The 12772-nt window shown below is 56.0% G+C and carries 15 protein-coding genes; 7 read left to right on the top strand and 8 right to left on the bottom strand.

From position 1 onward, the window contains the following. Window positions 1-134 precede the first annotated feature (134 nt). Entirely contained in the window at window positions 135-518 is a 384-nt protein-coding gene (locus ACEYDX_RS03295) for a pirin family protein (RefSeq protein WP_373740609.1), read from the bottom strand. A gap of 402 nt (window positions 519-920) precedes the next feature. On the opposite strand from ACEYDX_RS03295, the gene ACEYDX_RS03290 reads away from it, so the two are divergent. Next, on the top strand, window positions 921-1664 hold the full coding sequence (locus ACEYDX_RS03290; protein WP_373740608.1) for a toxin-antitoxin system YwqK family antitoxin: 744 nt from the start codon (window positions 921-923) through the stop codon (window positions 1662-1664). 164 nt (window positions 1665-1828) lie between these two features. Here the strand turns inward: ACEYDX_RS03290 and ACEYDX_RS03285 are convergent, their stop codons facing one another. The 5 genes from ACEYDX_RS03285 to ACEYDX_RS03265 all read right to left on the bottom strand — a co-directional run bounded on the left by ACEYDX_RS03285 (window position 1829) and on the right by ACEYDX_RS03265 (window position 5864). After that, on the bottom strand, window positions 1829-1981 hold the full coding sequence (locus tag ACEYDX_RS03285) for a hypothetical protein (RefSeq protein ID WP_373740607.1): 153 nt from the start codon (window positions 1979-1981) through the stop codon (window positions 1829-1831). Between the two features lie 109 nt (window positions 1982-2090). Continuing rightward, window positions 2091-2669, bottom strand: a complete 579-nt coding sequence (pth, locus tag ACEYDX_RS03280; protein ID WP_373740612.1) for an aminoacyl-tRNA hydrolase — start codon at window positions 2667-2669, stop codon at window positions 2091-2093. Window positions 2670-2775: 106 nt separating this feature from the next. Then, entirely contained in the window at window positions 2776-3558 is a 783-nt protein-coding gene (locus tag ACEYDX_RS03275; protein ID WP_373740606.1) for a TatD family hydrolase, read from the bottom strand. 114 nt (window positions 3559-3672) lie between these two features. After that, window positions 3673-4527: a prolipoprotein diacylglyceryl transferase gene (lgt, locus tag ACEYDX_RS03270; RefSeq protein ID WP_373740605.1), complete on the bottom strand. Its 855-nt coding sequence runs from the start codon at window positions 4525-4527 to the stop codon at window positions 3673-3675. A 203-nt stretch (window positions 4528-4730) separates the two neighbouring features. Beyond that, window positions 4731-5864, bottom strand: coding sequence for a M14-type cytosolic carboxypeptidase (locus ACEYDX_RS03265; RefSeq protein WP_373740604.1), 1134 nt, complete (start codon window positions 5862-5864; stop codon window positions 4731-4733). A gap of 377 nt (window positions 5865-6241) precedes the next feature. Between ACEYDX_RS03265 and argB the strand changes: the two genes are divergently transcribed. Next, window positions 6242-7126, top strand: coding sequence for an acetylglutamate kinase (argB, locus tag ACEYDX_RS03260; RefSeq protein WP_373740603.1), 885 nt, complete (start codon window positions 6242-6244; stop codon window positions 7124-7126). A gap of 71 nt (window positions 7127-7197) precedes the next feature. On the opposite strand, the gene ACEYDX_RS03255 is transcribed toward argB, so the two are convergent. Further along, window positions 7198-7425, bottom strand: a complete 228-nt coding sequence (locus tag ACEYDX_RS03255) for a hypothetical protein (RefSeq protein WP_373740602.1) — start codon at window positions 7423-7425, stop codon at window positions 7198-7200. Between the two features lie 261 nt (window positions 7426-7686). Continuing rightward, entirely contained in the window at window positions 7687-8886 is a 1200-nt protein-coding gene (locus tag ACEYDX_RS03250) for an acetate kinase (protein ID WP_373740601.1), read from the bottom strand. Between the two features lie 267 nt (window positions 8887-9153). Here ACEYDX_RS03250 and ACEYDX_RS03245 point away from each other — a divergent pair, with 267 nt between their 5' ends. The 5 genes from ACEYDX_RS03245 to ACEYDX_RS03225 all read left to right on the top strand — a co-directional run bounded on the left by ACEYDX_RS03245 (window position 9154) and on the right by ACEYDX_RS03225 (window position 12403). Further along, entirely contained in the window at window positions 9154-9468 is a 315-nt protein-coding gene (locus tag ACEYDX_RS03245) for a hypothetical protein (protein WP_373740600.1), read from the top strand. Between the two features lie 3 nt (window positions 9469-9471). Continuing rightward, on the top strand, window positions 9472-9678 hold the full coding sequence (ccoS, locus tag ACEYDX_RS03240; RefSeq protein WP_373740599.1) for a cbb3-type cytochrome oxidase assembly protein CcoS: 207 nt from the start codon (window positions 9472-9474) through the stop codon (window positions 9676-9678). Next, on the top strand, window positions 9662-10972 hold the full coding sequence (locus ACEYDX_RS03235) for an MFS transporter (RefSeq protein ID WP_373740598.1): 1311 nt from the start codon (window positions 9662-9664) through the stop codon (window positions 10970-10972). The genes ccoS and ACEYDX_RS03235 overlap by 17 nt, the downstream gene beginning before the upstream one ends. A gap of 91 nt (window positions 10973-11063) precedes the next feature. Continuing rightward, a complete protein-coding gene (locus tag ACEYDX_RS03230) occupies window positions 11064-12056 on the top strand; it encodes a DNA polymerase III subunit delta' (protein WP_373740611.1) in 993 nt (330 codons plus the stop codon). Next, complete coding sequence (locus ACEYDX_RS03225; protein ID WP_373740597.1) at window positions 12053-12403, top strand: PilZ domain-containing protein; 351 nt, start codon at window positions 12053-12055, stop codon at window positions 12401-12403. Before ACEYDX_RS03230 ends, ACEYDX_RS03225 begins: the two co-directional genes overlap by 4 nt. Window positions 12404-12772 lie beyond the last annotated feature (369 nt).

Below are 12772 nucleotides of genomic sequence, written 5' to 3'. Positions count from 1 at the left end.
GGCTTCCACCTTATAGCCCCGATCTGAATCAGATAGAGAAAAAGTGGGCTTGGATTAAAGGTGTTAGGAATCGGCTGCGAATTACGGATGTGGATTGGCTGTTTCAGGTGTGTATCGATAAATAAGTTTATTTGCTATACACCCTGTTTGCGCGGGAACACCCAGATTTGCAGGAATTTTACGGCACGGTCGGAATTGGCGTTCATTTCGCTGTGGGTAATGCCCGTGCCCGCCGACATTACCTGAATATCGCCCTGACGGATAACACTGCCGTTGCCCATGCTGTCGCGGTGCGCCAAATCGCCTTCGAGCGGGATGCTGATGATTTCCATATCTCGGTGCGGATGAGTGCCGAAACCCATACCGCCTTCGACGGAGTCGTCGTTAATCACGCGCAACACGCCGAAATTCATGCGTTCGGGGTCGCGGTAATCGGCAAAACTGAATGTGTGCCTGCTTTTAAGCCAGCCGTGGTCGGCAAAACCGCGCGAAGCGGCAGGGTGGAAGACGGTTTTCATGGTTCGATATCCTTGATCTACGGTAATGTGAGAAGCGGATTATATTTTTTCAGACGGCCTCAAACCAGCGGTCAAACCGCAAAGTAATATTTCACATTAAAAAACGTTCAAACCATATTTTCCAATTTCATTTTCCAAAAAGATATTTTTAATAAAATTTTTCTATATGCCAACGAAACAGCCATACGGGTTTGGTGTCTAATAAAAGTGATAAAACAGCGCCGCTCCGCCTTTTTTCAAACCGTACGGCAGTTTATGGTGGCAGACGGCGGCATTTAGGCGTATATAAATTCCGTCAAACACACATGCCGCCGTACCGCTTTTTCGGATGCGGCGGCCGGTATGAAAAATACGCCGATCAAAAACGTTCCAACAAACCCGCCCTGCACAAGGGTAAACACCATGAGCCCATTCCAAACCGCAACGGCCGTGTCCGTTTTTTCCTTATCGTCGCTCAGCGCGCTGGCTGTCGCGCAGATGCACACCGTGTACTTTACCCAGCACGGCAAAATCACCGCCACCATGCCGGCGGCGGCATATGTGCGCCAGTATCAGGTCGATGCCGGCATTGCCAAAGTGCAGGATTTCTATTACCCGTCGATGAAGAAATATTCCGACCCTTACCGGCTCAATGCGGCGCGGATTAAAACGTTCGTACCCGTGCTCGACAACGGCACGCTCACGCTGTGGCATTTCAACGGCCAGAAAAAAATGGTCGGCGCATACCGCAACGGCAGGCCGCACGGCGATTGGACCAACTGGTATCCCAACGGCAAAAAATCCGCCGTCATGCCTTATGTCAACGGCCAAAGCGAAGGCACCGGTTCGCGCTATTACCGCAACGGCAACAAAGAAAGCGAAATCCAGTTCAAACAAAACAAGGCCAACGGCCATTGGAAACAGTGGTATGCCGACGGCAGCCCGAAAACCGAGATGACCATGCAGAACGACCGTCCCACGGGCATCATCAGCTGGAACGACGAAGGCCGCCTGCTCTCCGAGCTGACCATCAACCAAGGGCGCAAAAGCGGCATCGTGCTGGATTGGTACGACAGCGGCGCGAAAAAATCCGAAACGGTGTATCTCAACGACCAAATGGTCAAACGCACCGAATGGGACGAAGAAGGCGCGGTGATTGCCGAATAGCTGCCCGTGTTCCCAATACACGCACCAAGGCCGTCTGAAAACGATGTTTCAGACGGCCTTGTGTTTTCTGTTTCAGACGGCCTGCGTGCGGGTAAATCTGAACAGGCTGTGTTTGGATATTGAATTGTTCGCATACAGGTAAAACGGATTTCTTCAAACTGTCGTCATTCCCGCGCAGGCGGAAATTCAGGCTTGTCATGTTCAGGAACAAGATTTTTCAGCAGCTTTCCGGATTCCCGCCTGCGCAGGAATGGCGACAGTAATGAAGGCGAATCCGTTATCAACGGAATATCTCCACAACCCAAAATAATGGCCATATCCGAATGATGCCTTAATTTTACCACCGCACAGACACCGTCATTTCGACAACCAAACCATCCTGCTTGGAATGGATTGCCCAAACACCGTTCAAAAGACCGCACCACCTTATCCGCTGTGCAGAAACCGCACCGCATCTTCCCACTCCCCCGCCATGATTTTCGGCAGCCCCTGCAACGATTTGGCCACCGCGCCATCAATGGCCTGCCGGTCTTCGGCAGACGGCTTGTTCAGCACATACCCCACCACCAGATTGCGGTCGCCCGGATGGCCGATGCCCAGCCGCAGACGGTAGAAACCGGGCGTACCCAGTCGGGCTTGGATGTCTTTCAAACCGTTGTGGCCGCCGTTGCCGCCGCCGAGTTTGAAGCGGATGCGGCCGCAGGGAATGTCGAGTTCGTCGTGCACCACCAGAATTTCTTCGGGCTTGATTTTGTAAAACTGCGCGAGTGCGGCCACGGCCTGCCCGCTGCGGTTCATAAAGGTATTGGGCTTGACCAGCCACACGTCGCCTTCCGGCCGTGCCGCCCGCGCCACTTCGCCGAAGAATTTTTTTTCTTCCTTAAACACGGCCTTCCACTGCCACGCCAGTTCGTCGAGAAACCAAAAGCCCGCATTGTGGCGGGTGTGTTCGTATTCGCCGCCCGGATTGCCCAAGCCTGCGATGAGTTTGATTTTATTCATGATATTCCTTTTAAAGGCCGTCTGAAAACAGTTTTCAGACGGCCTGAAGCCTGTGAAACAGCAACCGATTCAAATCGGATTACCGCACCTGAATGGCGGATAACGGTTTTCAGACGGCCTCTTGCAGGCGCGGTACTTTGTTGAACAAGCGGTAGAAATTTTCCGTCGTTACCGCTGCGATTTCCTCCACCGCCACACCGCGCAGTTGCGCCACGAATTCGGCGGTGTGGCGCACATAGGCCGGCTCGTTGGGCTTGCCGCGTTTGGGTACGGGTGCGAGAAACGGCGCATCGGTTTCCACCAAAATGCGGTCGGCGGGCACATATTTCGCGGCGGCTTGGATGTCGGCGGCGTTTTTGAAGGTAACGATGCCCGAAAAGGAAATGTAGAAACCCAAATCCAGCGCGGCTTTGGCAGTGTCCGTGTTTTCGGTGAAACAGTGAATCACACCTGCGTGGGCGCGGTGTTCCTTCAGCATCCGAACGGTGTCGGCGGCCGCTTCGCGGGTGTGCACGACCAACGGCAAGCCGCTTTGGTTGGCGGCTGCGATATGGTCGGCAAAACGTTTGTGCTGCCAAGCCAAATCGCCTTTGCACCAGTAATAATCCAGCCCCGTTTCACCGATGCCGACAACTTTCGGATGCTGCGCATGTTGTACGAGTTCTTCCGTACTGAATTCCTCCGTTTCAGGGTCGTCGGGATGGATGCCGACGGTGGCGAAAATGTGGCTGTGCGCTTCGGCAATGGCCAGCACTTCGGCAAAACTTTTGCGGCTGACGCTGATGGCCAGGGCCTGCTTCACATCGTTTGCGGCCATATTGGCGAACACTTCGGGCAAACGGTTGTGCAGGCCGTCGAAATTCAGATGGCAGTGGGAGTCGATAAGTTGCATGGTTCGGATGTTAACGGTGTGTGTAAAAATTTCAGACGGCCTTCGGATTCCGGCTGAGGCCGTCTGAAAAAGATATTCAGACGGCCTTGGCCGTTTGCCGATCTCAACCGATGCTCAGGCAGGCTGGTTGCGTTTGCCGAAATAAACAAAACCGGCCGCTCCGGCCACAATCATCGGCACGCTCAACCATTGTCCCATCGACAGCCCCAAAGTCAGCAGTCCCAGATAATCGTCGGGCTGGCGGGCGTATTCCGCGATGAAGCGGAAAAAGCCGTAACCGCCGAGAAACAGCGCGGCGGTCTGGCCGACAGGACGCGGTTTTTTGGAAAACAGCCACACCAGCACAAACAGGCAGATGCCCTCGAGCGCAAACTGGTAAAGCTGCGACGGATGGCGCGGCAGCACGCCGTACTGCGACAGCCATGCCGACCATTGCGGATTGTATGCCGCCGCCTGAAAATCCTCGGCTTTCGCCTGCGGGAAACCCATCGCCCAAAACGCATTGATGTCGGTAACGCGCCCCCACAATTCGCCGTTGATGAAGTTGCCAATGCGCCCCGAAGCCAAGCCCAGCGGCACCAACGGCGCAACGAAATCCGCCACGCGCCAGAAACCGATTTTGTGTTTGCGGCCGAACAACCACATCGCAACCACCACGCCGAGAAAACCGCCGTGAAACGACATCCCACCTTCCCAAACCTTGAATATATCTATCGGATTGGCAAGATAGTCTTCCAATTTGTAAAACAGAATATAGCCGAAACGCCCGCCGAGAATCACACCGATGATGCCCCAAGTCAGGAAATCGTCGAGCATGTCTTTGGTAAACACGATGTTTCCTTGAGCAATGCGGCGGCGGCCGAGCCAGATAAAGAAGATGAAGCCGACAATGTAGCTCAGCGCGTACCAGCGGATGGCGACAATACCAAGGTCGAGTGCGATAGGGTTGAATTGGGGATGGATAATCATGTGGAAAGGTTTGCCTTTTTTGGTTTCTGTTAGATGTTTGGGATGGTATGCCGTATGGCCGTCTGAAAATACGTAAACAGCACAGCCACGGTTAAACGCTGCAAACAGCGCAACCGTACAAACTGTCCGGCAGCCGGATCATTTTCAGACGGCCTTTATTTTTCCAGCCATGGCACAGGTATGCCCCTGCCGCTTGACCGCGCTTATTTCTTCAAATCCGCCGACACTGCCCAGATCGCGGAAAGCACGGATTCGCCCAATCGCAACGAACGTTGGCCGTTCCAGCCGAAATCGTCGTCGGGCAGGTTGTGGTTGTCTTTGAACGGCATTTCCAGCGTGAAGGCCAGACAGTCGAAACGGTTGCCCACCCAAGCTGTGGCCATGGTCATATTGGCTTGGCCGGGCGCATCTTTGGGATAGCCGTGTTCGTCTTGGAAATCGGGGCTGGCGGTGGCAAATGCGTGTTTGAACGCGGTTTCGAGTGCGGCAGTACGGGGGTTGTAAGCCGGTACGCCTTCTGTGCCGGCCATAAAGACGAACGGGATGGATTCGTCGCCGTGAATGTCTAAAAACAGGTCGACGCCGGTTTCCAGCATTTTTTCGCGCACGAAATACACTTCGGGGCTTTTTTCGACGGTGGGGGTTTCCCATTCGCGGTTGAGGTTGGCGCCCGCTGCGTTGGTACGCAGGTTGCCGAGCACGGAGCCGTCGGGGTTCATATTCGGCACGATGTAGAACGTGGCGCGGTCGAGCAATGCGCGGGCGGTGGGGTCTTGCGGGTCGAGCAGGCGGCCGAGCAGCCCTTCGACGAACCATTCGGCCATGGTTTCGCCCGGATGCTGACGGGCAATCACCCAAATTTTCAGATCGCTTTCGGCTTGGTTGCCGATGGTCAGCAGATTGATGTCGCGGCCTTCGACGGTGCTGCCCAAATCGTCAATCTGACACAGTCCGCTTCCCTGCGCGTCGCCCAAAAGCTGAAGGTGCTGTTCGTGGGAATACGGCTCGAAATAGGCGTAGTAGATGCTGTTGGCCAAGGGCGTGTGGTTGATGGAAAACACGCCGTTTTCGTAGGAAGACGGCACGCGGAACCAGTTGCGGCGGTCGTAGGAAGCGACGGCGGCGTAGTCTTCCCAGCCTTCGGGGTAGGCGGATTCGGCGGCGTTGTCGAACGTCATCACGCAGTTTTGGTATGCCGCACCCTGCAGGCGGAAATAAAACCATTGTTTGAATCCGGATGCGTTGTCGGGACGCAGCGACAGACGGATGGCGGCGGGGTCGGCCGCATCGTTGACGACAACCGAACCGGCGTCGAAATTGGCGGTGATTTTCAGCATGGCAAGTCCTGTGGCGGATACGGGCAAAAGGCTATTTTAAAGCATTTGGCGCGGATGATAAAACGGCTTTGCCCGCCTTGTTTCAGACGGCATCATGATTTAACATTCAGGCCGTAATCTTTTTACAGCGGCCTGAAGGCCGTCTGAAAAGCCTTTTCGGGAAATGCCGCCCGATTTTTGCCGCCTGCACGGATTGTGTTCGGTTTGACGGATATTGAAGCAGACAAGCGTTTCCCGCCGGAATTTCCGCCTGAAAAAACGGTGCGCCGTACAGCGGCATGCCCCGCACAATCGGAATTTTAACCTGCAAACACTCTGTTTTCAGACGGCCCTGCCGCGATGCAGAGGCCGTCTGAAACCCGCCCACGGAAAAGCCCATGAACGACATCCGACACATCAGTGCCGCCGAAAAAGCCGCCATTCTCTCCGAAGCCCTGCCCTACATCCGACATTTCGCCGGTGCCACCATCGTCATCAAATACGGCGGCAACGCCATGACCGAACAGCATCTCAAAGAAGGTTTCGCCAAAGACGTTGCCCTGATGAAACTCGTCGGCCTCAACCCCGTCGTCGTACACGGCGGCGGCCCGCAGATTAACGAAATGCTCGCCAAAGTCGGCAAAGAAGGCGTGTTCGTGCAAGGCATGCGCGTTACCGACGGCGAAACCATGGACATCGTCGAAATGGTACTCGGCGGCCACGTCAACAAAGAAATCGTTTCGCTCATCAACCAACAAGGCGGCGAAGCCGTGGGCATTACCGGCCGCGACGGGCATTTCATCAAAGCCAAAAAACTGCTGGTGGACACGCCCGAACAAAGCGGCGTCGACATCGGCCAGGTTGGCGAAGTCGACGGCATCGACACCTCGCTCGTGCGGGAACTGATTGCCAACGGCCGCATCCCCGTCGTCGCCCCCATCGGCGTCGGCAGCAGCGGCGAAGCGTTCAACATCAACGCCGATTTGGTCGCCGGCAAACTCGCCGAAGCACTCGGCGCGGAAAAACTGCTGATGATGACCAACATCCCCGGCGTGCTCGACAAAGAAGGCAAACTCATTACCCATCTCGCACTCGGCCGCGTCAACGAACTCATCGCCGACGGCACGCTCTACGGCGGCATGCTGCCCAAAATCAGCTCCGCCCTCGAAGCCGCCAGCAACGGCGTGAAAGCCACCCACATCATCGATGGCCGTTTGCCCAACGCGCTGCTGCTGGAAATCTTTACCGACGCGGGCATCGGCACGATGATATTCGGCGGGTAACGTTTTTTCATCCGAAAAAACACCGCCCAGCAAACACAGGCCGTCTGAAAAATTTTCAGACGGCCTGTGTTTCATTCGGTCAAAACCACCCGGATACGCCGTATTTTTCGAAACGGCTGAATCGTCTTCTGCTTCTCCCTGCAACCGCCATGCCCGAAAACCATCCCGTCGGCAACATCTGCGCCGCCATGCCCGTGCAGGCGGAAATCCATGCCTAAAACGCCATAATCGATTGAATCAAAAGTTTCCCGTTCTCCACCACGGATTCCTGACGGGTTGCAGCGGACACCTTGTTCCATACCCAACCTTGCCCATCCCAACGCAACCCAATCCGCAAAGGCCGTCTGAACACTTTTTTCAGACGGCCTGTACCTGCACTTCGGCAAACCCGTCCGGATGGGCTGTATGTTTACACTCTGCCTGCAAACCAAGTTTCCTGCCAAACCGAAAAAATCCCGCATCCAAAGCGGTGCGGCAATACGGCGGAAAGTTGCCCTGCCTGCCGTCAAAAAAACCCTGCCGTTATCCGGCAGGGCTTGGTGTTCGACAACGGCAATCCGTTACTGCAAACCGCTCAGGCGCGCGGTGTCGTGTGCAATCATCAGCTCTTCGTTGGTCGGAATCACAACGGCCAAGGCGCGACTGTCGGCGGCGGTAATCACGCCTGCATTACCGAAACGGGCGGCGCTGTTGGCTTCTTTGTCTTCGGTCAGACCGAGGAAACCGAGGTAGCCCAACACTTTGCTGCGGATAAGGTCGGAGTTTTCGCCGATACCGCCTGTAAACACGAGCGCGTCGATGCCGCCTGCGGCAACGGCCATGGATGCGGCGTATTTGGCTAAACGGTAGGAGAAGATTTCCAGTGCCAACACAGCACCTTCGTGGCCTTTTTCCGCTTCTTCTTCAATGGTACGGCAGTCATTGGAAAGTTCGGAAATACCGAGCAGGCCGGATTTTTTGTTGAGCATGTCGGTGATTTGGGTGATGTTCATGCCGGTGTTTTCGGCAAGGAACGAGAACACGCTGGGGTCGATGTCGCCGGAACGCGTACCCATCACCAAGCCTTCGAGCGGGGTCAGCCCCATGCTGGTATCCTGACATTTGCCGCCTGCGACTGCGGCAATCGACGCGCCGTTGCCGAGATGGGCGATGACCATGCGCAGGCTGTTTTTGTCTTTGCCGAGGAAACGGGCGGCTTCGTCGGCAACGTAGCGGTAGCTGGTGCCGTGGAAACCGTAGCGGCGCAGGCCGTATTTGCGGTAGAGTTCGCGCGGCACGGCATAGGTGTAGGCATGCGCGGGCAGGGTTTGATGGAACGCGGTGTCGAACACGGCCACATTGGGTAGTCCTTTGAAGATGGCCTGCGCGGCGCGGATGCCGAGCAGGTTGGCCGGGTTGTGCAGGGGCGCGAGCGGAATACATTTTTCGATGCCCGCCACTACTTCGTCGGTAATCAGGATGGAATCGCTGTACAGTTCGCCGCCGCTGACGACGCGGTGGCCGACGGCGCCGACGCGGGTGTCGAGGCCGCGGGTTTTCATTTCGGCCATCAGCGTTTCGACCGCGCCGGTGTGGTCGGGGTGGGCGGCCAATTCGACTTTGTGTTTTTCGCCGTTGTATTTGAACGTGATGTAGGCATCGGGCAGATTGAGTTTTTCGGCCAGACAGCTCAGCAGCACTTCGCCGCTGTCGTTGTCGAGTACCGCGCCCTTGAGCGACGAGCTGCCGCAGTTCAATACGAGAATCAGTTGTTGGGTCATTCTATGCTCCTGAAGGTTTTTCAGACGGCCTGCCGGCCGGCGGAAGGTTAACGGGGTTACAGTGGCGCATTCTAGCAAATTTCCGCCGCTTGTGCGGCAGTGTGCGGCAGATTTTCCGCTTGGCACGGGGCAGGACAAACTGTTACATTAACCTGCCTGATTTATCTGCCGGATCCGGACGCACCCGACCTTTCCGGAATCCGCCACGAAACGGCAAGGCCGTCTGAAAAACGCCCGCTTCTGCCCCGCAATTTACGGACACCCCCAATGCACTATTTCAGCATCCACACCCAAAACGGCATCCACACCGGCTTTCTGATTATGCTGCCCGACGACGAATCCGAATCCGCGCCGCAGCGCGGCCGTCTGGCGGTCAAACTGCAAAGCGAAAACGGCATCCTGCCGCCCGAAGCGGCGGTGTTACAACCCTACGAAGGTACGGATACGCCGCTGTTTTGGGCTGCCGTCAAAGACAAAGTCGAGCTTTCAGACGGCCTCAAGCCGTTCGGCAGCATCCGTGCGGAGTTTCTGACCGTCGGCGGGAAAACCTTTATTTTAAACGACTTAACCGGAGCGGTATAAATCATGGAAAGCATGTTTATCCTGATACCCATCAGCATCATTCTGGCGGTCATCATCGGTTATTTTTTCTGGTGGTCGGGCAAGAGCGGGCAGTTTGACGACCTCGAAGGCCCTGCGCACCGCATTCTGATGGACGACGACTCCACCGAACACCTTCATGCCGGCAAAAACGGCAATAAAGAAAAAAACGAAGATGAAACAGTACGATAACCTGAATTTCGCCACCAGCCGCCGCTTTGCGCCGCTGTTCGGCACGCAGTTTCTTGGCGCGTTCAACGACAATCTTTTCAAAACCGCGCTGTTCGTGATGATCAGTTTTCACGGTTTGGGGGAAAACAGCGTCATTCCCGCCGAGCAGATGCTCAACGTGGGCGCACTGCTGTTCATCCTGCCCTATTTCCTGTTTTCCGCCTTTTCCGGCCAACTCAGCAACAAATTCGACAAAGCCGTACTGGCACGCTGGATTAAGGTTCTCGAAATCGCCGTCATGCTGCTGGCGGCCTATGGTTTTTACATCCAATCCGCGCCGCTGCTGTTGTTCTGCCTGTTCTGCATGGGCGCGCAGTCCACGCTGTTCGGCCCTTTGAAATACGCCGTCCTGCCCGATTATCTCAACGAAAAAGAGCTGATTATGGGCAACAGCCTGATTGAATCGGGTACGTTTCTCGCCATTTTGTTCGGACAGATTCTCGGTACGTCCATTGCAGGGCTGCCGCCGCACACCGTCGGCATGATGGTCATGGCCGTAGCCGCGCTCGGCACGCTTTCCAGCCTGTTCATGCCCCCCGTCGCCGCCAAAGCCCCCGGCACCAAGCTGGAAGCCAACATCGTCAAAGGCACGAAAACCCTGCTGTGCGAAACCGTTTCCCAACGCGAAGTATTCACCGCCATCATCGGCATTTCGTGGTTTTGGTTCGTCGGCTCCGTGTACACCACCCAACTGCCTACGTTCACGCAAATCCATCTCGGCGGCAACGACAGCGTCTTCAACCTGATGCTCGCGCTGTTTTCGGTCGGCATCGCCGCAGGCTCGGTACTGTGCGCCAAAATCAGCCACGAACGCCTGCATCTGGGCCTGGTTTCGGTCGGCACGCTCGGCCTGAGCGTCAGCGGCCTGCTGCTCGTATGGCTGACCCACGGCCAGCGTTTTACCGGCTTGCAGGGCGCGGGATGGTTTCTCACGCAGGCCAACGCCTATCCCGTGATGATCGCCATGATTGCCATCGGCTTCTTCGGCGGTTTCTTTTCCGTACCGCTCTACACCTGGCTTCAGACGGCCTCGAGCGAAACGTTCCGCGCCCATGCCGTCGCCGCCAACAACATCGTCAACGGCATCTTTATGGTTTCCGCCGCCGTCCTGAGCGCGGTTTTGCTGCTTCTGTTCGACAGCATCACCCTGCTCTACCTGATTGTCGCCTTGGGCAATTTGCCGCTGATTGCGTGGCTGGTAAAACGGGAACCGCAGTTTTTACAGGATTTGAAACATTATCTGAAACGCGGTTGAGCAAACCGCCTAAGGCCGTCTGAAACCCTTTCAGACGGCCTTAGGCTGTATAATGCGCATTCCGAAAACCCAAGCCTTCCGACCAAATAGCATGATTTATCCGTGGCACCAATCACAATGGCGGCAGCTCGCCGCCTACTGGCAGAACCAGCCCAACGCATGGCTGTTTACCGGCCGTGAGAACACCGGCAAAACCGCGTTTGCCCGCCATGTCGGGCAGGCATTGCTGTGCGAAAGGCCGTCTGAAAACCGCGAACCGTGCGGCGTTTGCCCCTCGTGCCACCTGTTTTCGCAAAACAGCCACCCCGATTTTTACGAACTCACCCCCGAGCTGCCCGAAGGCGAAGCGGTCGGACGCAAACTGCTGCAGATTAAAATCGACGCCGTGCGCGACGTCATCGGCAACATCCAGCTCACGTCCGTGCGCGGCGGGCGGCGCGTGGTGCTGGTGCACCCCGCCGAAAGCATGAACGTTCAGGCGGCCAACGGCCTGCTCAAAGCCTTGGAAGAACCGCCCGAAGGCGTGGTGTTCCTGCTCGTAACCCATGCGCGCGACAAGCTGCTGCCCACCATCAAAAGCCGCTGCCGCCAGATGGTGCTGCCCGCCCCGTCCCGCGAAGCCGCGCTGCAATACCTGCAACAGCAGGGAACGGACGACGCGGAAAACCTGCTCGCCTTCCACGGCGGCGCACCGCTGTTCGAGCCTGCGCCCGAACTCGACGAAATGCGCGGCGAACTGCTCGACCTGCTTTCCGAACCGCGCCTGCTGGCCATCCTCGATTACGCCGCCGCGTTCGACAAACTCAAACAGCCTTTGGCCGTTTTCATCGGCTGGATGCAGAAATGGCTGACAGATGTGGGTTTGGCGCAACAAAAAATGCCGCCGCTGTATTACCCCGAATACGCGGAAAGCTTGGCAAAAACCGCCGCCCGCAGCGATGCGGCCGCATTGTTCGCACTGACAGGCCGTCTGAATGCGCTAAACCCTTACGGATACCATACCTTAAGTGTTAAAATGCAGCTCGAATATCTCCTGATTGACTATCTCAATTTTTACAAATCCGCCAGCAAGGGAAAAAAATGAACGCACTCGACTTACCGGGAAAAATGATGGCCGTGCAGCTCAAAGAACGCGCCATGCTCTACAACTGCTATATGGGCTTTTTCGAACACGGCGGCCTGTTTGTGCCGACCGACGACATCTTTTCCATCGGCGACGAAGTGCTGCTGCAAGTCGAAATCACCAACCACCCGAAAGTCTTCCTGCGCACCACCGTTGCCTGGATTAACCCTGCCCGCACTTCCGCCACGCGCCCCAAAGGCGTAGGACTGGCGTTCGGCACGGACGAAATCTGCGTCAAAACCAAACAGCTTATCGAAACCGAACTGGGCACCGCGCTGAACAGCGAACGCGCCACGTTTACGCTCTGATTCCCGACTGCGTTCAGACGGCATACCGCATGCCGTCTGAAACCGGGAACAACGGGAAACGGGACACAACGATTTTCCGCAAACATGCCCCGCCATCTTTTTCAAACTTCAAACCGTCAGGCCGTCTGAAAACATGTTCAGACGGCCTGACGGTTTTATCTTTTAATAGCGGAAAGTCTAACCGGACAGGCTTTAAAAAGGCCGTGTTTGAATGATACATCGATGGCATACAGGCAAAACGGATTTCCCCGACTCCGTCATTCCTGCGCAGGCGGAAATCCGACTTAAGAATTCACAAATGCTTGTTTAAAATCAAAGATACCGGATTTGAAACATGGTTTCCCATCTCATCTGCGCGGGAATGACGGA

Source organism: Neisseria sp., from assembly GCF_041804105.1.
Lineage (GTDB): Bacteria > Pseudomonadota > Gammaproteobacteria > Burkholderiales > Neisseriaceae > Neisseria.
The sequence above is the reverse complement of the archived record's forward strand: the minus strand, read 5'-3'. Positions and strand labels throughout refer to the sequence as shown.